The organism is Enterobacter sp. SORGH_AS_0287, assembly GCF_031453695.1.
Lineage (GTDB): Bacteria > Pseudomonadota > Gammaproteobacteria > Enterobacterales > Enterobacteriaceae > Enterobacter > Enterobacter ludwigii.
Genome location: NZ_JAVIZW010000001.1, coordinates 336,204 through 356,454, shown reverse-complemented (window position 1 = coordinate 356,454; position 20,251 = coordinate 336,204). Strand labels below are relative to the sequence as shown.

17 protein-coding genes are annotated in these 20,251 nt (G+C 55.0%); 12 read left to right on the top strand and 5 right to left on the bottom strand.

The features are described from left to right. The first annotated feature begins 24 nt into the window (after positions 1-24). A complete protein-coding gene (gene nfo / locus QE396_RS01630) occupies positions 25-882 on the top strand; it encodes a deoxyribonuclease IV (RefSeq protein WP_014170917.1) in 858 nt (285 codons plus the stop codon). Between the two features lie 47 nt (positions 883-929). Here the strand turns inward: nfo and fruA are convergent, their stop codons facing one another. From fruA to fruB, 3 genes are read right to left on the bottom strand one after another with little or no spacing between them, the layout of a single operon-like run. After that, entirely contained in the window at positions 930-2,612 is a 1,683-nt protein-coding gene (gene fruA / locus QE396_RS01625) for a PTS fructose transporter subunit IIBC (protein ID WP_020883188.1), read from the bottom strand. Positions 2,613-2,628: 16 nt separating this feature from the next. Beyond that, positions 2,629-3,567 (bottom strand): 1-phosphofructokinase, encoded by a 939-nt coding sequence (fruK, locus tag QE396_RS01620; protein ID WP_014170919.1) that lies wholly within the window; start codon positions 3,565-3,567, stop codon positions 2,629-2,631. Next, a complete protein-coding gene (gene fruB, locus QE396_RS01615; RefSeq protein WP_014170920.1) occupies positions 3,567-4,697 on the bottom strand; it encodes a fused PTS fructose transporter subunit IIA/HPr protein in 1,131 nt (376 codons plus the stop codon). The genes fruK and fruB overlap by 1 nt, the downstream gene beginning before the upstream one ends. 360 nt (positions 4,698-5,057) lie before the next feature. Here fruB and setB point away from each other — a divergent pair, with 360 nt between their 5' ends. Then, positions 5,058-6,239, top strand: coding sequence for a sugar efflux transporter SetB (gene setB / locus QE396_RS01610; RefSeq protein ID WP_020883187.1), 1,182 nt, complete (start codon positions 5,058-5,060; stop codon positions 6,237-6,239). On the opposite strand, the gene QE396_RS01605 is transcribed toward setB, so the two are convergent. Beyond that, complete coding sequence (locus QE396_RS01605) at positions 6,236-6,490, bottom strand: zinc/iron-chelating domain-containing protein (protein ID WP_020883186.1); 255 nt, start codon at positions 6,488-6,490, stop codon at positions 6,236-6,238. The genes setB and QE396_RS01605 overlap by 4 nt on opposite strands. Positions 6,491-6,654: 164 nt before the next feature. On the opposite strand from QE396_RS01605, the gene yeiP reads away from it, so the two are divergent. Continuing rightward, complete coding sequence (gene yeiP / locus QE396_RS01600) at positions 6,655-7,227, top strand: elongation factor P-like protein YeiP (protein ID WP_008500940.1); 573 nt, start codon at positions 6,655-6,657, stop codon at positions 7,225-7,227. 43 nt (positions 7,228-7,270) lie between these two features. Here the strand turns inward: yeiP and uxuA are convergent, their stop codons facing one another. Beyond that, positions 7,271-8,461 (bottom strand): mannonate dehydratase, encoded by a 1,191-nt coding sequence (gene uxuA / locus QE396_RS01595; protein ID WP_020883185.1) that lies wholly within the window; start codon positions 8,459-8,461, stop codon positions 7,271-7,273. A gap of 204 nt (positions 8,462-8,665) precedes the next feature. Here uxuA and QE396_RS01590 point away from each other — a divergent pair, with 204 nt between their 5' ends. The 9 genes from QE396_RS01590 to yejF all read left to right on the top strand — a co-directional run bounded on the left by QE396_RS01590 (position 8,666) and on the right by yejF (position 20,250). Beyond that, positions 8,666-10,132, top strand: coding sequence for a mannitol dehydrogenase family protein (locus tag QE396_RS01590; protein WP_020883184.1), 1,467 nt, complete (start codon positions 8,666-8,668; stop codon positions 10,130-10,132). A 123-nt stretch (positions 10,133-10,255) separates the two neighbouring features. Then, on the top strand, positions 10,256-11,242 hold the full coding sequence (locus tag QE396_RS01585; protein ID WP_020883183.1) for a GTP-binding protein: 987 nt from the start codon (positions 10,256-10,258) through the stop codon (positions 11,240-11,242). A 33-nt stretch (positions 11,243-11,275) separates the two neighbouring features. Beyond that, entirely contained in the window at positions 11,276-11,989 is a 714-nt protein-coding gene (locus tag QE396_RS01580) for a phosphatase PAP2 family protein (protein ID WP_025203633.1), read from the top strand. A gap of 416 nt (positions 11,990-12,405) precedes the next feature. Further along, positions 12,406-12,975 (top strand): bifunctional murein DD-endopeptidase/murein LD-carboxypeptidase, encoded by a 570-nt coding sequence (mepS, locus tag QE396_RS01575; protein WP_014170930.1) that lies wholly within the window; start codon positions 12,406-12,408, stop codon positions 12,973-12,975. A 127-nt stretch (positions 12,976-13,102) separates the two neighbouring features. Further along, complete coding sequence (locus QE396_RS01570; protein ID WP_020883182.1) at positions 13,103-14,644, top strand: cyclic di-GMP phosphodiesterase; 1,542 nt, start codon at positions 13,103-13,105, stop codon at positions 14,642-14,644. 77 nt (positions 14,645-14,721) lie between these two features. After that, on the top strand, positions 14,722-16,527 hold the full coding sequence (locus QE396_RS01565) for an extracellular solute-binding protein (protein WP_020883181.1): 1,806 nt from the start codon (positions 14,722-14,724) through the stop codon (positions 16,525-16,527). 9 nt (positions 16,528-16,536) lie between these two features. Beyond that, positions 16,537-17,631, top strand: a complete 1,095-nt coding sequence (locus tag QE396_RS01560) for a microcin C ABC transporter permease YejB (protein ID WP_020883180.1) — start codon at positions 16,537-16,539, stop codon at positions 17,629-17,631. After that, on the top strand, positions 17,631-18,656 hold the full coding sequence (locus QE396_RS01555; RefSeq protein WP_309949717.1) for an ABC transporter permease: 1,026 nt from the start codon (positions 17,631-17,633) through the stop codon (positions 18,654-18,656). The genes QE396_RS01560 and QE396_RS01555 overlap by 1 nt, the downstream gene beginning before the upstream one ends. 1 nt (position 18,657) lies before the next feature. Beyond that, positions 18,658-20,250: a microcin C ABC transporter ATP-binding protein YejF gene (yejF, locus tag QE396_RS01550; protein WP_309949714.1), complete on the top strand. Its 1,593-nt coding sequence runs from the start codon at positions 18,658-18,660 to the stop codon at positions 20,248-20,250. Position 20,251 lies beyond the last annotated feature (1 nt).

Here is a 20,251-nt window from a genome sequence, read left to right as displayed (position 1 = left end):
TTTCGGGTTAACAGGAGTCCCTTTATGAAATATGTTGGAGCGCACGTCAGCGCTGCAGGTGGCCTTGCGAATGCCGCCATTCGCGCCGCCGAAATTGAGGCGACCGCTTTTGCCCTGTTCACCAAGAACCAGCGCCAGTGGCGCGCCGCCCCGCTCACCTCTGAAGTGATTGATGATTTCAAAGCCGCCTGTGAGAAATACCACTACGGGCCGGGTCAAATCCTTCCCCACGACAGCTATCTCATTAACCTCGGCCATCCCGTGCAGGAGGCGCTGGAGAAATCCCGCGAGGCTTTTCTTGATGAAGTGCAGCGCTGCGAGCAGCTTGGACTGACGCTGTTGAACTTCCATCCGGGAAGTCATCTGATGCAGATTGACGAAGATGCCTGTCTGGCGCGCATTGCCGAATCCATTAACATCACGCTGGATAAAACCCAGGGCGTGACGGCGGTCATCGAGAACACCGCCGGCCAGGGCAGTAACCTCGGCTTTAAGTTCGAACATCTGGCGGCCATTATTGACGGCGTGGAGGATAAATCCCGCGTGGGCGTATGTATTGATACCTGCCATGCCTTTGCCGCGGGTTACGATCTGCGAACGCTTGATGAGACGAAAAAGACCTTCGATGAGTTTGAACGCATTGTGGGCTTCAAGTATCTGCGCGGAATGCACTTGAACGATGCGAAAAGCGCGTTTGGCAGCCGCGTGGACCGCCATCACAGCCTCGGTGAAGGCAATATCGGCCACGATGCGTTTCGCTTTATTATGCAGGATGCCCGTTTCGACGGTATCCCGATGGTGCTGGAAACCATTAATCCGGACATCTGGGCAGAAGAGATTGCCTGGCTGAAGGCACAGCAAACCGCTGAACAGGCGGCATAAAAAAAGCCGGGTCGCATAAGCACCCGGCTTTTTTATTGTTTTACCGCTTACGCCGCTTTCGCGACCCCTTCCGCTTCCGGACGTTTCAGCACCGCGTAAGAGAGACCTGCCACCAGCGTACCGGCCACAATCGCCAGCAGATAACCCAGCACTGGCGTGATTGCACCTGGGATCAGCAGCACGAACAGACCGCCATGTGGTGCCATCAGTTTCGCGCCAACCGCCATGGAGATAGCACCGGTTACCGCGCCCCCCACGATACAGCATGGCAGCACGCGCATTGGGTCACGCGCAGCGAACGGAATTGCCCCTTCGGTGATAAAGCACAGGCCAAGTACCAGGGCGGCTTTCCCCCCTTCCTGCTGCGCTTTGTCGAACTTACGACGTGCAATGATGGTTGCCAGGCCAAGAGCCAATGGTGGCACCATACCGGCCGCCATAATCGCTGCCATTGGCGCGTAGGTCTGGGTACTCAGCAGGCCAACACCGAATGCGTATGCTGCTTTGTTCACCGGGCCACCCATGTCGGTACACATCATGCCACCGAGAATAGCTCCCAGCAGTACCGCATTCGCGGTACCCATGGTTTGCAGCCAGTGGGTCAGACCCGCCAGGATACCCGCTACAGGTTTACCGATGAGGTAAATCATCGCCAGGCCCACCACCAGGCTGGAAATCAACGGGATGATCAGGATCGGTTTCAGCGCTTCCATACTCTGCGGCAGTTTCAGCTTCGAGCTGATAAGCTTCGCAACGTAACCCGCCAGGAAACCGGCAATGATACCGCCGATAAAGCCAGAACCGGTGCTCACCGCCAGCATACCGCCGATAAGACCCGGCGTCAGGCCCGGACGGTCAGCGATGGAGAAGGCGATAAAGCCTGCCAGCACCGGCACCATCAGGGCAAACGCGGAACCACCACCAATCTGCATCAGGGCAGCAGCCAGCGTGCCTTCTTCTTTAAACGCGGTAATACCAAACGCAAACGAGAGGGCAATACACAGACCGCCCGCCACCACCATCGGCAGCATATAAGACACACCGGTCAGCAGATGGCGATAGGCGCCAGCTGACTCTTTCTTACCTTCCGTCGCAGTTTGCGTGGATCCCGTTGCCTGATACGGCTTCGCTTCCACCAGCGCTTTATCAAACTCCTGAGCGGTCTTTTTCAGCGCCAGGCCCGTTGACGTGCGGTACATCGGCTTACCGGCAAATTTCGCCAGGTCCACTTCGATGTCAGCCGCAACCATCACCAGATCGGCCTCAGCCACCTCTTCTGGGGTGATTGCGTTGCCCGCACCAACGGATCCACGTGTTTCAACTTTTACCCACCAGCCGCGTTTTTTCGCTTCGGTTTCAATGGCTTCAGCCGCCATAAAGGTATGAGCCACGCCCGTCGGGCAGGCCGTGATCGCCACAATACGTTTTGGTCCGGACGCGGCAACCGGCGCCGCGACCGGTGCGCTGTAAACAGACGCATGACCTTTCGCTTCGCTCAGGAACAGTTCCGGGTGTGCCACCGCGCGATTGATATCGCCCAGCCACACTTTTTTGCCATTCAGCGCACTGTCAGCGGGAATTTTATCACCCAGAACAACCACCATTTCGGCGTCGCCCGGGTTATCCGTCATCTCAAGATGTGCTTTGTTCGCCGCCGCTCCCAGCAAGGTCTTCGCCATATAGGCGCGAGCCTGTCCGAGACCGGAGTCAATGATCAGCAGCGTTTTCATTATTCCTCTCCTGCTGTTAGTTAAAAGGTTTTAAGTCAACGCGCGCCATCATCGCGGCTAACTGGGTACGATCGGTAATACCGACATTGCTCTGGCTAACGGCCAGGGCAGCAACGGCGGTGGCAAGACGTAAAGTATGTTCACTGGATTCACGCATCAGCAGGCCATAAATCAGACCGCCAACCATTGAATCCCCTGCGCCAACGGTGCTGACAACGTCAACCGATGGCGGTTTGGCGATCCATTCGCCAGAAGCGTTAACCCACAGCGCCCCTTCTGCACCAAGAGAGATAACCACGTGAGCGATACCCTGCTCGCGCAGCGCATGGGCAGCGTCAATCACATCTTTTAATTCTGGCAGCTTACGGCCAGCCCAGATCTCCAGTTCGCGGCGATTCGGCTTCACCAGCCACGGCGAGGCTTTCAGGCCGGCGACCAGCGCGTCACGGCTGCTGTCAAAAATAATGCATGGGCACTGGCTTCGCAGACGCGTCATCCAGTCGGTGAACGCTTCCGGGCTCACGCCGGACGGCAGGCTGCCGCTGACGCAGACCATGTCGAACTGACCAAGCCAGGTCAGAGAGTCGTTCACGAAGCGCTCCCAGTCTGACGGAGTCACCTCGAAGCCTGAGAAGTTCAGATCGGTCACTTCGCCGTCTTTCTCCGTCAGCTTGACGTTGATACGGGTACGGCCCTGAACAACCTGAAAACGGTTAGCAATCCCCAGCTCGCTGAACAGCTGCTGGAAACCATCCTGGTTATCTTTACCGAGGAATCCGCCCACGGTGACATCGATACCGAGATCCTTGAGCACTTTCGCGACGTTAATCCCTTTACCTGCAGCATGCAGGCCAGTGGTACGCACGAGGTTTACTTCGCCGCGCTCAATCTCCGGGCAAAACCCCACCAGGTCATATGCCGGGTTCAGCGTAATAGTCGCAACACGTCTGCTCATTATGCGCCCTCCCCCAGACCTGCCGCGATGGCGTCGCCAATCGCTTTCAGCGCCTGTTCAGCATCAGCACCCTGTGCGGTAAAGCGCAGACGGTGACCTTTCTTCACGCCCAGCGCGACAACTTTCATCAGGCTACGGCCGTTGGCCGGTTTGCCCGTGCCATCAAGGTTAGTCACGGTAATCTCACTTTCGAATTGTTTAATGGTATTCACCAGCATGGTGCCAGGACGGGCATGCAGGCCGTGCTCGTTACGCACTACAAACTCAGCGGTCAGCACGTCATCAGTCAGCACATCATCGCTGGTCAGCAGCGCCAGTAGCGTGCTTGCGTCAGCGTTCAGCAGTTTTTCAGCCTTGTCATTCAGCAGCAGATCGCCAAGACGTTTTAGCGCGGAAACAGGCTGTTCATCGGTCATCGCGACGGTGACCAGCATCGCCGCGTGCGCGCCCTCAACGTCAAACGCGTTGGCCGCGCGGCTCACCGCGATAGCGCTGCGCAGGTTGCCTTCAGCACTGTCGTTCAGCCAGATACCTTGTCCCAGGTTCAGCGGTTTCTCATTGATAACGCGCGTGATAAAGGACGCGTCTACCGCACCGGCTTCTTTCAGACGGCCTGCGTTCAGCGCCTGCAGCGTGACCAGATCGCTCGCCACAACATCCAGGGTCAATGTTTCATTATCCAGTTTCAGCGCTTCACTCTGTTTTTCGCCCATCAGCAACGCGCGCAGCTCTTCCGCCGTCGTCGCGGACTTCAGCTGTTCAGCCACCGAATCATCGCTCAGCACATGCGTCAGCTGACGCAGCAGGCCCAGGTGCTCGTCGCTGCTGGCAGCGATACCGATTGCCACGTAAGCAACCTGACCGTCGCCCCACACCACACCCTGAGGGAACTGATAAACCTGAACGCCGGTTTTCAGCACCTGATCGCGGGTGTCCGTTGTACCGTGCGGAATGGCGATGCCATTGCCGAGGAAAGTGGAGGTCTGCTGCTCGCGCGCCAGCATGCCGTTAACGTAGCCGTCCGCGACATTACCCGCCTGCACAAGGGCAGCGGCAACCTGGCGAATGGCCTCTTCTTTGTTCCCGGCCTGAGCGCCCGGGTGGATATCCTGAACAGATAACTGGAACATGGTTCTCCTCTCCTGCTGAACTTGAATCGTTTCAGCTTAAATGAGAAAAAATGCGCTAGCCTGCTCCGTTTGTTAAAACAAGATAGCGCTGAAACGTTTCAAAAAGTCTTGCGCTTTCTGCTTAACCTTGCAAGAAAAGTTACAAATGGCGATGCAGAATTTAGAGATACAGCACATTTCTTCTTCGCTCAGCTGAATCTTGCTGACGTTCAGCAAGTCAGTTTCAGCTAAGTTCAGCCCGCGACTGTTAATTGAAATGGCATTTTGATTTTTCGTGGCGAAATTGACCGCAGTACCTGTTTATTTTCTGACAAGCGTCGTACACTCCGCGTCTCTTTATGACTTGCTGATACTGAAAGTATGCATAACACCCCTGCCGCCGCCTCGCCAAAACCCTTTGATTTGACGTCCACGGCGTTTTTGATTGTTGCCTTCCTTACCGGCATTGCCGGGGCGTTACAGACGCCCACGCTGAGCCTGTTTCTGACCAATGAAGTCCACGCCCGTCCGGCAATGGTTGGCTTCTTTTTTACCGGCAGTGCCATCATCGGCATTCTGGTGAGTCAGTTTCTGGCGGGGCGTTCCGACAGAAAAGGCGATCGTAAAAGTCTGATCGTCTTTTGCTGCCTTCTCGGGGTGTTTGCCTGCGTGTTGTTTGCTTTTAACCGCAACTATTTCATCCTGCTGTTCGTGGGGGTGTTCCTGAGCAGCTTCGGTTCCACGGCGAACCCGCAGATGTTCGCCCTCGCCCGCGAGCACGCCGACCATACCGGTCGTGAAGCGGTGATGTTCAGCTCTATTCTGCGTGCCCAGGTGTCGCTGGCATGGGTCATTGGCCCGCCGCTGGCGTATGCCCTGGCGATGGGGTTTGGCTTTACGGTGATGTACCTGAGTGCGGCTGTCGCGTTTGTGGTGTGCGGCACCATGGTGTGGTTCTTCCTGCCGTCGATGCGCAAAGAGCCCAAAGTGGCTTCAGGCGTACTGGAAGCCCCGCGCCGTAACCGTCGTGATGCGCTGCTCCTGTTTGTTATCTGTACGTTGATGTGGGGAACAAACAGCCTTTATATTATCAACATGCCGCTGTTTATTATTGATGAGCTGCATCTGCCAGAGAAGCTGGCGGGCATTATGATGGGAACCGCGGCCGGGCTTGAGATCCCGACCATGCTGATCGCGGGCTATTACGCGAAGCGTTTCGGAAAGCGTTTTTTAATGCGCATCGCGGCTGTCGCAGGACTGCTGTTCTATATCGGTATGCTGACGGTGCACACGCCGGGACTCTTGCTGGCATTGCAGCTTCTCAACGCCATTTATATCGGCATACTCGCCGGGATTGGCATGCTCTACTTCCAGGACCTGATGCCAGGCCAGGCAGGCTCCGCCACCACCCTTTATACCAATACCACTCGCGTGGGCTGGATTATTGCAGGTTCAATGGCCGGCATCGTGGCCGAGATCTGGAGCTATCACACGGTATTCTGGATTGCGCTGGTGATGTGTACGCTGACGATAGCGTGTCTGGTGCGAATTAAGGACGTTTAAGGGGCGGTGAGCGCTTCCAGCTCAAGAAGGTAGGTGATCGCCTGCGTGCGCGTGCTGCCGCACATCTCCGCGGACGGCTGAAGGCCGGAACAGACTTTCGGGCGCAGCGGGGAACCAAAGATCATGCACAGGTTATTTTCAGCAAGCTGCACACAGCGGGTATTGGCAGGTTTGCCGTCCGGCATGCCAGGAATGGGGCTTGAAATGGACGGTGCGGTACAACACGCGCCACAATCGGGACGACAATCCATACAGGCTCTCTTTCGCTGAAGAACGCCCGCGCAGTCGGGCATTGCGCGCACAGTAACACCTTTTGTGTATAGATAGCAAAAGCCACGAATTCCGCTTGCCTGAAAGGCCGAGCACGAGTAATTTGGCGCGATATTTTTTACCACCCGTAAACAGGATTACTGCAATGCCAAGAGCGAACGAAATTAAGAAAGGTATGGTACTGAATTACAACGGCAAGCTGCTGATTGTGAAAGATATCGATATTCAGGCCCCGAGCGCCCGTGGTGCAGCAACGCTGTACAAAATGCGTTTCGCCGATGTGCGTACCGGTCTGAAAGTGGAAGAACGTTTTAAAGGTGACGATATCGTTGATACCGTGACCCTGACCCGCCGCTATGTTGATTTTTCCTACATTGATGGCAACGAATACGTGTTCATGGATAAAGAAGATTACACCCCGTATATCTTCACCAAAGATCAGATTGAAGAAGAACTCCTCTTTATTCCTGAAGGCGGGATGCCTGACATGCAGGTTCTGACCTGGGATGGCGTGCTGCTGGCGCTGGAACTGCCGCAGACCGTGGATCTGGAAATCGTGGAAACGGCTCCGGGCATCAAAGGTGCATCCGCAAGTGCCCGCAACAAACCAGCAACCCTGACGACCGGTCTGGTGGTGCAGGTGCCAGAATACCTCTCCGCGGGCGAGAAAATCCGCATCCATATCGAAGAAAAACGCTATATGGGTCGCGCAGACTAATGCGATATTCGCCCGGTGGCACAACGCCACCGGGCAACAGACGTTAGAGCAGTTCCGGGTATTTCGTCATCTTCAGCGCCAGCTCAACGCCCCGCACTTCCGCCATGCCTTTCAGACGACCAATCGCCGAATAACCTGGGTTCGTTTTCTTACGCAGATCGTCCAGCATCTGGTGACCATGATCGGGACGGAACGGGATAGGACGAACGTCACCCGCGTGCTTACGACGTACCTCTTCCGCCAGAATCGCATCCACTACCGCGACCATATTCACATCGCCGCCCAGGTGCGCTGCTTCATGGAAGGTTTTTGGATTATCCTCACGACAGGTCGCACGCAGATGCGTGAAGTGAATACGATCGCCGAAGGTTTTAATCATCTGCACCAGATCGTTATCCGCACGCACGCCGTAAGAGCCGGTACACATGGTGAATCCGTTATAGATACTGTCCACGGTCTCTTTCAGCCACTGCATATCTTCAATCGTGGACACGATGCGCGGTAAACCGAGAATAGGACGCGGTGGATCGTCCGGGTGCACAGCCAGACGTACGCCCGCTTCTTCCGCTACCGGTACGATAGCGCGCAGGAAAAACGCCATGTTTTCACGCAGCTGGTTTTTATCAATATTCCCGTATTCCGCCAGTCGCGCGCGGAACTGATCCAGCGTATAGCCCTCTTCAGCGCCCGGCAGGCCAGCAATAATATTGCGGGTCAGCTTTTCAATCTCGGCGTCACTGGCTGCGTTAAACCACGCGAGCGCCTGCTGCTGCTCTTCAGCCGTGTAATCGGCTTCTGCACCAGGACGTTTCAGGATGTGCAGCTCAAATGCGGCAAAGGCAATCTGATCGAAACGCAGCGCTTTTGAGCCGTCCGGCAACGTGTACTCAAGATCGGTTCGCGTCCAGTCAAGAATGGGCATGAAGTTATAGCAAACAGTATCAATACCGCAGGCCGCCAGGTGACGAATGCTCTGCTGGTAGTTGGCAATCCAGGTCTGATAATCACCTGAATGGGTTTTGATATCTTCGTGAACCGGGATGCTTTCCACCACAGACCAGGTCAGGCCTTTTTCCGCCAGCAGCGCCTGACGCTTTTTGATTTCTTCAATCGGCCATACCTGACCATTAGGAATGTGATGCAGCGCCGTCACGACACCCGTTGCGCCAGCCTGACGCACATCATCAAGAGAAACCGGATCGTTCGGCCCGTACCAACGCCAGGTCTGTTCCATTGCCTCACCTCTAAAGTTGTTATACCAATATGGATGACTACGATGACGACTACCATACATGTTTGCCGTAAAGGGTCAACACACCGCCACACATTGATTGATCAAACTCACACTTCGGGGATATTTACGGCTCACCAATTTTATTTGCTGTCATATAACTTTACACTGGCGTTGTTAATTAATGGTTAATCAGGTGTGTATTTCATGAAGACAATTGCCTCCACCTCGCTTCCTGCCCATGTCCAGCTCCCTCGCTACGATCGTAAGCAGTTACGCTCTCGCATCGTCCATTTTGGCTTCGGCGCATTTCACCGCGCGCATCAGGCCTTGTTAACAAACCGGGTGCTGAATGAGAAAGGCGGCGACTGGGGTATTTGTGAGATTAGCCTCTTCAGCGGCGACGTGCTGATGAGCCAGTTGCGCGCACAGGATCATCTCTTCACCGTGCTGGAAAAAGGGGCGGAGGGAAACCAGCCAATTATCGTCGGTGCCGTCCATGAATGTCTGAACGCAAAACTGGATTCTCTGCCTGCCATCATTGAGAAATTTTGTGAACCTCAGGTCGCCATTGTGTCGCTCACCATCACAGAGAAAGGTTATTGCATCGATCCCGCCACCGGTAATCTGGATTTGCACAACTCCCGGATCGTTCACGATCTGGAGAACCCGTCTGAACCGCACTCCGCGCCCGGGATCCTGGTCGAGGCGCTCCACCGCCGCCGTGAACGCGGTTTGTCCGCTTTTACCGTCCTCTCCTGCGACAACATCCCTGATAACGGCCATGTGGTGAAAAACGCGGTACTGGGGATGGCCCAGAAACGCGACCCGGCGCTGGCAGAGTGGATTGATTCACATGTGAGCTTTCCGGGGACCATGGTCGACCGAATTGTTCCCGCCGCGACCGAGGCGTCGCTGGCAGAAATCACGCAGGAGCTTGGAGTAGAAGATCCTTGTGCCATCAGCTGCGAACCGTTTATTCAGTGGGTAGTGGAAGACAATTTTGTTGCCGGACGCCCGGCATGGGAAGTGGCTGGCGTACAAATGGTGCAGGACGTGCTGCCGTGGGAACAGATGAAATTGCGCATGCTCAACGGCAGCCACTCTTTCCTCGCGTATCTGGGCTACCTCGCCGGGTATGCGCACATTAACGAATGTATGGAAGACACCGCTTTTCGCGAAGCCGCACGTCGGTTAATGCTGAATGAGCAGGCTCCTACGCTGCGTATTAAGGATGTCGACCTCACGGCTTATGCCGATAGCCTGCTTGAACGCTTTGCCAATCCGGCACTGCAGCACCGGACCTGGCAAATTGCGATGGACGGAAGCCAGAAATTGCCGCAACGCATGCTGGATGGGATCCGCATCCATCTTGAACGTAAAACCGCGTGGCCGCTGCTGGCCCTGGGCGTTGCAGGCTGGATCCGCTACGTCAGCGGTACCGACGAGCGTGGCGACGCGATTGATGTGCGCGATCCGCTGAGTGATAAAATCCGCACCCTTGTTGCAGCCAGCAGCGACGCTGAGCGCGTCAACGCCCTGCTGGGGCTGAGTGAAATCTTTGGTCACGATCTCGCACAAAATAGCCTATTCGTGGAGGCCATCAGCCAGGCCTATCAGCGCATCGCCCGCCATGGCGCGCGTCAGGCTGTTATCGAAACGTTAAATATTTAGCGATTATTGCGCTTAAGGCGAACGGCGATTGCCTCCGTTCGCCCTCCCCCTTCTCATTGCGCCCGTTTTTCGCCAGGATGATGGATAATTGTTATAGCATCACAATTATCGACTGGAGCGCACGTGACCAAAACCAACCTCATTACCGGTTTTCTCGGCAGCGGTAAAACCACCTCAATTCTCCACCTGCTAGCCAATAAGGATCCGGCAGAAAAATGGGCCGTACTGGTCAATGAATTTGGCGAAGTGGGTATTGATGGCGCATTACTGGCAGACAGCGGCGCGATGATCAAAGAGATCCCCGGTGGCTGCATGTGCTGCGTAAATGGTCTGCCGATGCAGGTCGGGCTGAATACGCTGCTGCGTCAGGGCAAACCAGACCGTCTGCTGATTGAACCGACCGGGCTGGGTCATCCGAAGCAAATTCTCGATTTACTGACCGCGCCGGTCTACGAGCCGTGGATCGATCTGCGTGCCACGCTGTGCCTGCTGGACCCCCGTCAGTTGCTGGACGAAAAAGCCGTGACCAACGAGAACTTCCGCGACCAGCTCGCCTCGGCAGATATTATCGTCGCCAATAAAGAGGATCGCGCAACGGCGGAAAGCCAGTCCGCGCTGGAGACATGGTGGCAGCACTTCGGTGGCAACCGTCAGCGGGTGCTGACCACCCAGGGGAAAATTGATAACGCCCTGCTTGACCTGCCTCGCCTGAACCTGGCGGCGCTCCCGGCAAGCGCGGAACATGCCCACAGCCATCCGCAAAAACAGGGTCTGGCTGCCCTGAGTCTGCCGGAACACCAGCGCTGGCGTCGTAACCTTAACAGCGGCCAGGGCTATCAGGCCTGCGGATGGATTTTCGATGCGGATACCGTATTCGACACCATCGGCATACTCGAATGGGCCAGACTGGCTCCGGTCGATCGTGTTAAAGGGATCATGCGCACCCCGGACGGGCTGGTGCGGATCAACCGTCAGGGCGAAGATTTCTTTATCGAAACGCAAAATGTGGCGCCACCTGATAGCCGAATAGAGTTAATTAGTGCGGTTAACGCCGACTGGAATGCCCTGCAGTCCAGCCTGTTGAAGCTTCGTTTAAGTTTGGGCGGCTAACGTTGCCCCAGATTTCACTCTATGCTGAATGTTATGACGACTCGACTTCCCCTGATATTACTGCTTAATGTCGCCGGTCTGGCGCTCTTTTTCTCCTGGTATATCCCGGCGAATCATGGTGTCTGGTTTCCGCTGGATTCTGCCATTTTTCACTTCTTCAACCAGGAACTGGTGAAGAGTGAAGCCTTCCTGTGGCTGGTTGCTATCACGAATAACCGCGCCTTTGACGGCTGCTCGCTGCTGGCGATGGGCGGCCTGATGCTCTCTTTCTGGCTGAAAGAGGACAAAACAGGACGCCGCCGTATTCTGATTATTGGTTTGATGATGTTGCTGCTTGCGGTGGTAATTAACCAGCTGGCAACGGCCATTATTCCGGTTAAGCGTTCCAGCCCAACGCTCTTCTTCCCCGATATTTATCGCGTCAGCGAGCTGCTGCATATTCCAACGAAAGATGCGTCGAAGGCCAGTTTCCCGGGCGATCACGGAATGATGCTGCTTATTTTTTCCGGCGTGATGCTCCGCTATTTCGGCCGAAAAGCCTTTGCGATAGCCCTGATTATTTTTGTGGTTTTTGCCTTCCCACGGGTAATGATTGGCGCTCACTGGTTCACTGATATTGCAGTCGGTTCGCTCTCTTCTGTGCTGGTTGCGCTGCCGTGGTGTCTGATGACACCGCTGAGCGACAAGATAATAGCCGTGTTCGATCGCTACCTCCCCGGCAAAACGCAACAAATCAGAAACCAATAATTAACCTTAATTAACACTATGCATCAGGGATCGTTTTGATCCTTGATGCGCTTTTCTCCCCTTTCACCCCCTCCCGTCATCATTTCGTCACAATATTCGTGATAAAAATGAATGTGTTGCACGGTTTTTAACCTTGATCGTGCGCTTTTTGAACAATTATCAATTTTTACTTTCTGTATCACAATTTCTTATAAAAAAAAGGCTTTTTTTGCTCGCAATACCCCAGGCAATCGGTTAATCTCGAACTCGTTTTGCCCCATAGAGATAATTATTTCGCTGGTGAATAAATTTGTGCGCTACGCCACAAATGTGATCAGAAAGAATTGTCTCATTGTGAACAGATAATTAGTCTCGTCACGTTTGGCATTTTTTATAACGATATTTGTCGTTAAGGACTTCAAGGGATAATAAACAAAATGGTCAAATCTCAACCGATTTTGAGATATATCTTACGGGGGATCCCGGCGATAGCAGTGGCGGTACTGTTATCTGCATGTAGTACATCGAACACCGCAAAGAATATGCATCCTGAGACGCGTGTTGTGGGAATGGAAGATTCCTCGTCACTGCAAGCCTCTCAGGATGAATTTGAAAATATGGTACGTAATCTGGACGTGAAGTCCCGTATTATGGACCAGTATGCTGACTGGAAAGGCGTGCGTTATCGTCTTGGCGGCAGCACCAAAAAAGGCATTGATTGTTCCGGTTTCGTACAGCGTACTTTCCGTGAGCAGTTTGGGTTAGATCTTCCGCGTTCAACTTACGAACAGCAGGAGATGGGCAAGTCGATTTCACGCACTAAACTGCGCACCGGGGATTTAGTCCTGTTCCGTGCGGGTTCGACAGGTCGACATGTTGGCATCTACATTGGCAATGACCAGTTTGTACATGCCTCCACCAGCAGCGGTGTAACCATTTCCAGCATGAACGAACCTTACTGGAAGAAGCGCTATAACGAAGCGCGACGCGTACTGACCCGCAGTTAAAATAATCATTGTATCGTTGGTTATCCCTTGGCCGACGATATGATAAAAAAAAGCACTGCTTCGGCGGTGTTTTTTTTTGCCCGTTACACTGAATACATTCAGCGGCAATCCAGGAACCACGACGTCTATGTTCACCCGCTACTTCTCCAGTAATCGCAAGATACTTTTCCTCAGCCTTATCACCGGCCTGATCACAGCCCTGCTCCTGGGTTCATTGCAATTTTTCTGGAGCTACCACAAGCGGGAAGTCAGATTCGACACCCTGATTGACGACGTGAGCATCTACATGGAAAGCTACTTCGATGAGTTGAAAAGCTCTATCGATCTCCTTCAGCCGCTCACGCTGAACAGCTGCCACGACGTCAACGCGGAGCTGACCTCTCGCGCGGCGTTTAGCCTTAACGTGCGCGCCTTTTTGCTGGTCAGGGATAAACTGGCGTACTGCTCTTCAGCCACCGGTCCGATGAACGTCCCGATGGAAGAACTGATACCCGAGCTGCACATCGATAAACAGATTGATATGGCGTTACTGCCGGGTACACCAATGATGCCGCACAGACCCGCGATTGCCATCTGGTATCGAAATCCGCTGGTTAAGGACGGCGGCGTGTTTACTTCGGTAAACATCAACCTGACTCCGTACATGCTTTACACCGCACGCCAGAACGAGTTCGCGGGCATTGCCATCATCATTGGCGACAATGCGTTGTCGACCAGGTCCGCCACACTGGTGAAGGCACAGGATTTACATGAAACGCCGGCGCGTACCGCGACCCTAAAAGAGGTTCCGCTGACGATCAAACTGTACGCCGAAGAGTGGACGAGCGATGAAATCCTGTTCGCGGTGTTCTTTGGACTGGTCTGCGGGATCGCGGCCGGCTCGCTTAATTTCTATATCCTCACCACGCGTCTTAACCCGGGCAAAGAGATCCTGAGCGCCATTAAACGCGGCCAGTTTTATGTGGTGTATCAGCCTGTTGTGGATGCCGAGACGCTGCAAATGCGTGGTGTCGAAGTCCTGATGCGCTGGAAACACCCGACGATGGGGGAAATTCCGCCTGATGCCTTTATCAACTTCGCCGAAGCGCAGAAGCTGATTGTGCCGCTGACGCTGCATCTCTTTGACCTCATCATCCGCGACGCGCCGGTATTACAGACCCTTCTGCCACCGGGCGCAAAACTGGGCATCAATATTGCGCCGGGGCATCTTCATGCGGAAAGCTTCAAAGAGGATATGCGCACATTCCTGGACTTAATGCCGCCGGATCATTTCCAGATCGTGCTGGAAATCACCGAGCGCGACATGGTTAACCATCGGGAAGCCAACAATCTCTTCGAATGGCTGCACAATGAAGGCTTTGAAATTGCGATTGATGATTTTGGTACCGGCCACAGTGCGCTGATTTACCTTGAGCGTTTCACCATGGATTACATCAAAATTGACCGGGGTTTTGTCAATGCGATCGGGACGGAAACCGTGACCTCCCCGGTGCTTGATGCCGTACTCACCCTGGCAAGACGACTGAATATGTCGACCGTTGCCGAAGGGGTGGAGACGCCGGAGCAGGCAGCCTGGCTGCGCGAACATGGCGTTGTTTTCCTTCAGGGTTACTGGATTAGCCGCCCGATGCCGCTGGAGCAGTTCCGCCAATGGCAGCCTGAACGTTGAATGATTTCACATTGCCCGTGACGTCACTTATTATTCAGCTTAACTGAGCCGGTCAGTCGAAAGGGAGCCGCCGCGAGATGCTTATGCGCTTTATGTTGCTGCTGTTGGCATTAACGAGCCTGTCCAGCCAGGCGCAAACCATCAAAGAGAACATCGCGTTCTCCGTGATTGGTGAGCCAAAGTACGCGGTCAATTTTACGCACTTTGATTACGTCAACCCTGGCGCGCCAAAAGGCGGGAACGTGACCCTCTCCGCCACGGGGACGTTCGACAACTTCAACCGCTTCGCCCTGCGCGGCGTGGCGGCAGCGCGAACAGAATCGCTCTACGATACGCTGTTTGTTACGTCTGATGATGAACCCGGCAGTTACTACCCGCTGATTGCGGACAACGTGCGTTACGCGGATAACTTCGCGTGGGCGGAAATTTCGATTAACCCACGGGCGCGTTTTCACGATGGGACGCCGGTCAAAGCCAGCGACATTGCCTTCACATTTCACAAATTTATGACTGAGGGCGTTCCCCAGTTCCGCATTGTCTACAAAGGCGTTACGGTCAAAGCCATTGCCCCGCTCACGGTGCGTATTGAGCTGAGTGAGCCGAATAAAGAGAACATGCTCAGCCTGTTCTCCCTGCCCGTGATGCCTGAATCGTTCTGGAAAGATCACAAACTTAGCGACCCGCTCTCCACGCCCCCGCTGGCGGGTGGCCCATACCGCATCACCGACTGGCGCATGGGGCAGTATGTTGTCTATTCCCGGGTCAAAGACTACTGGGCGGCAAACCTGCCGGTAAACCGGGGCCGCTGGAATTTTGATACCCTTCGCTACGATTATTACCTTGACGATAACGTGGCATTTGAAGCCTTCAAAGCCGGTGCGTTCGATATGCGCGTGGAGAGCAGCGCTAAAAACTGGGCGACACGGTATATCGGCAAAAACTTCGCTAACGGGTATATCGTTAAAGACGAGCATAAAAACGCGTCCGCTCAGGATACGCGCTGGCTGGCGTTTAATATTCAGCGTCCGGTATTTACTGACCGCCGGGTGCGGGAAGCCATTACCCTGGCCTTTGATTTTGAATGGATGAACAAAGCGCTATTTTACGGCGCTTACAGCCGGGCAAATAGCTATTTCCAGAACACTGAATATGCCGCTCGCGATTACCCAAAAGCGGACGAACTTGTCCTGCTGGCACCGCTGAAAGCAGAACTGCCACCGGAGGTGTTCACGACGGTATTTCAGCCTCCGGCGTCAAAGGGCGACGGCTACGATCGCGACAACCTGCTTAAAGCCAGTAAACTGCTGGATGACGCAGGCTGGCCACTGAAGAATCAAAAACGCGTCGATTCCAGAACGGGCAAACCGTTAAGCTTTGAGCTGCTGCTTGCGTCCGGAAGCAACGATCAGTGGGTGCTGCCGTTTAAGCACAATCTTGAACGGCTGGGGATTACCATGAACATTCGCCAGGTCGACAACGCGCAGCTCACCAACCGCAAACGCAGCCGTGATTACGACATGATGCAAACCCTGTGGCCCGCGCAGCCGTGGCCCAGTTCGGATCTGCAAATCTCCTGGGCATCCAGCTATATCGACTCCTCCTACAATGCGCCGGGGGTGAAAAGCCCGGCGATTGATGCCTTGATTGCGAAAATTGTGGCGGCGCAGGGTGATAAAGAAAAACTCCTGCCGCTGGGACGCGCCCTCGACAGGGTCTTAACCTGGAATTACTACATGCTGCCAATGTGGTATATGGGCGAAGACCGGCTTGCGCGCTGGGACAAGTTCTCCGAGCCTGCCGTACGCCCTGTCTATTCACTGGGCTTCGACACCTGGTGGTATGACGTTAACAAAGCCGCCAGACTTCCCGCTGAGCGGCGATAAGGAATCATCATGGGTGCGTATCTGATCCGCCGTCTCCTGCTGATTATCCCGACCCTCTGGGCAATCATCACGATTAACTTTTTTATTGTGCAAATCGCGCCCGGCGGCCCGGTCGACCAGGCTATTGCAGCCATTGAATTTGGCAACAGCGGCGGCATGCCTAGCGGCGGTGGCGAAGGAATGGGCGCGAGCCATGCCCGCACCGGCCTGGGAAATATCAGTGAAAGCCATTATCGCGGCGGACGTGGCCTGGATCCGGAAGTCATCGCCGAGATCACCCATCGTTATGGCTTCGACAAACCGCTTCACGAGCGGTATTTCAACATGCTCTGGGACTACCTCCGCTTTGATTTTGGCGACAGCCTGTTTCGCAGCGCGTCGGTTTTAACATTGATTAAGCAAAGTCTGCCGGTGTCGATTACCCTGGGGCTGTGGGGAACGTTGATTATTTATCTCGTCTCTATCCCCCTGGGGATCCGTAAAGCGGTTCACAACGGCAGCCGCTTCGATGTCTGGAGCAGCACGTTTATCATCATCGGCTATGCCATTCCGGCGTTTCTGTTTGCCGTTCTGTTGATTGTCTTTTTTGCCGGTGGCAGCTATTTCGATATCTTTCCGCTGCGGGGGCTGGTGTCAGCGGATTTCAGCACCCTGCCCTGGTACAAGAAGATCACCGATTATTTCTGGCACATCACGCTGCCGGTGCTTGCGACCGTTATTGGCGGCTTTGCGGCCCTGACCATGTTGACCAAAAACGCCTTTCTCGATGAAATCCGTAAACAGTACGTTGTGACTGCCCGTGCGAAGGGCGTCGGCGAAAAACAGATCATGTGGAAACATGTCTTTCGCAACGCCATGCTGCTGGTGATTGCCGGATTTCCTGCCACGTTCATCAGTATGTTTTTTACCGGCTCGCTGCTGATAGAGGTGATGTTCTCTCTCAACGGACTGGGCTTGCTGGGATATGAAGCCACCGTGTCGCGCGATTATCCGGTCATGTTTGGCACGCTTTATATCTTCACCCTGATTGGCCTGCTGCTGAATATCATCAGCGATATCAGCTATACGCTGGTTGATCCCCGAATTGATTTTGAGGGCCGCTGATGCCGCGTTTAAGCCCCGTCAACCAGGCCCGATGGGCCCGTTTTCGCCACAACCGCCGCGGCTACTGGTCGCTGTGGATCTTTGCCGTCCTGTTTGTCTTAAGCATGTGTTCGGAATTGATTGCCAACGATAAACCGCTGCTGGTGCACTTTAACGACCGCTGGTATGTGCCCGTTCTCACCCAATACAGCGAAAGCGATTTTGGTGGCCCGTTTGCGACGCCCGCTGAATATCAGGATCCGTGGCTTCGCCAGCAAATTGAACAGCACGGCTGGGCACTCTGGGCGCCGGTGCGTTTTGGCGCAAACAGCATTAACTTTGCGACCACCACCCCCTTCCCTTCCCCGCCTTCCGCGCAAAACTGGCTGGGAACGGATGCCAACGGTGGCGATGTGCTGGCACGCATCCTCTACGGCACGCGGATCTCGATCCTCTTTGGGCTGATGCTGACCGTCTTTTCCAGCGTGATGGGTGTGGTAGCAGGTGCCGTTCAGGGCTACTACGGCGGGAAGATCGACCTGTGGGGTCAACGTTTTATTGAAGTCTGGTCAGGCATGCCGACGCTGTTTCTGATCATTCTGCTTTCAAGCGTGGTACAGCCAAACTTCTGGTGGCTGTTAGGCATTACCGTCATCTTCGGCTGGATGGCGCTGGTAGGCATGGTGCGGGCGGAATTCCTGCGCACCCGTAATTACGATTACATTCGCGCTGCCCAGGTGCTGGGGGTGAGCGACCGCGGGATCATTTTCCGCCATATGCTTCCTAACGCCGTGGTAGCGACCCTCACTTTCCTGCCGTTTATTCTGTGCAGTTCCATCACTACCCTCACCTCGCTTGATTTCCTTGGCTTCGGGCTCCCTCTCGGTTCCCCGTCGCTCGGCGAGCTACTGCTGCAGGGCAAGAACAACCTGCAGGCACCGTGGTTAGGCATCACCGCCTTTCTTGCCGTGGCCGTGCTGCTTTCACTGCTGATTTTTATTGGCGAAGCCGTGCGCGATGCTTTTGATCCCAACAAGGCGGTATAAGATGACGCAGCCCCTTCTCAGTATTGATAACCTGTCGATTGCCTTTTCGAAACAGGGTGAGGCGCGTACCGTGGTCACGGAGTTGTCGCTGCAGATCCAGCGCGGCGAAACGCTGGCGCTGGTAGGCGAGTCAGGCTCTGGCAAGAGCGTATCGGCACTGTCGATCCTGCGCCTGCTTCCGTCTCCGCCCGTCAGCTATCCGCAAGGCGACATTCTGTTTCACGGTCACTCGCTGCTGCATGCTGATGAAAAAACCCTGCGCGGGATTCGCGGCAATAACATTGCCATGATTTTCCAGGAGCCGATGGTCTCTCTTAACCCGCTGCACACGCTGGAAAAACAGCTCTATGAAGTGCTGTCCCTGCACCGGGGCATGCGCAAAGAGGCGGCGCGGGGGGAGATTCTGGATTGTCTTGAACGAACCGGCATTCGCAATGCTGCAAAACGGCTGAACGATTTTCCCCATCAGCTTTCCGGCGGCGAACGTCAGCGGGTGATGATTGCGATGGCCCTGCTCACGCGACCCGAACTGTTGATTGCCGATGAGCCCACCACCGCGCTGGACGTGACGGTGCAGGCGCAAATTCTGCGGCTGCTGCGGGAGCTGCGTGACGAACTGAACATGAGCCTGCTGTTTATCACCCATAACCTCAGCATTGTGAGAAAGCTCGCCGACAGCGTCGCCGTGATGCAAAACGGACGCTGCGTCGAGCAGAACACCGCAGCCATCCTGCTGAAAGCGCCTCAGCACCCCTATACGCAGCGTCTGCTTGATAGCGAGCCCACGGGTGACCCGGTTCCCCTGCCGGCCGACAGCGCGCCGTTGCTGCGCGTTGAGGGGCTGGGCGTGTCGTTTCCTGTTCGCAAAGGGATTCTGCGGCGCATCGTCGACCAGCATCCGGTATTGAAAAATATCCATTTTTCCCTGCGTCCGGGCGAATCGCTGGGGCTGGTGGGCGAGTCCGGTTCGGGAAAAAGCACCACCGGCCTGGCACTGCTGCGCTTAATCGCCTCGCAGGGTGAGATCCTCTTTGACGGTATGCCGCTGCACAACTGGAACCGTCGCCAGATGCTGCCCGTTCGTCCCCGCATGCAGGTTGTGTTTCAGGATCCAAACTCCTCGCTTAATCCACGGCTGAACGTATTACAGATTGTCGAAGAGGGTCTGCGCGTTCATCAGCCGGCATTGACCGTCCGGCAGCGGGAAGAAGAAGTGATACGCGTTATGGCAGAAGTTGGCTTAGATCCGGATACCCGGCACCGCTACCCGGCTGAATTTTCCGGCGGCGGTCAGCGCCAGCGTATCGCCATTGCCCGCGCGCTGATCCTCAAACCGGAGCTGATCATTCTGGATGAACCGACGTCGTCGCTGGACAGAACCGTTCAGGCTCAGATCCTGGCATTACTGAAAGGATTGCAGGAAAAGCACAGGCTGGCCTATATCTTTATCAGCCATGATTTACAGGTTGTGCGGGCGTTATGCCATCAGGTGATTGTGTTGCGACAGGGAGAAGTGGTCGAGCAGGGAGAGTGCCAGCGCGTATTTGCTGCGCCAACGCAGAGCTACACGCGCCAGCTGTTGTCCGCAGACTAGC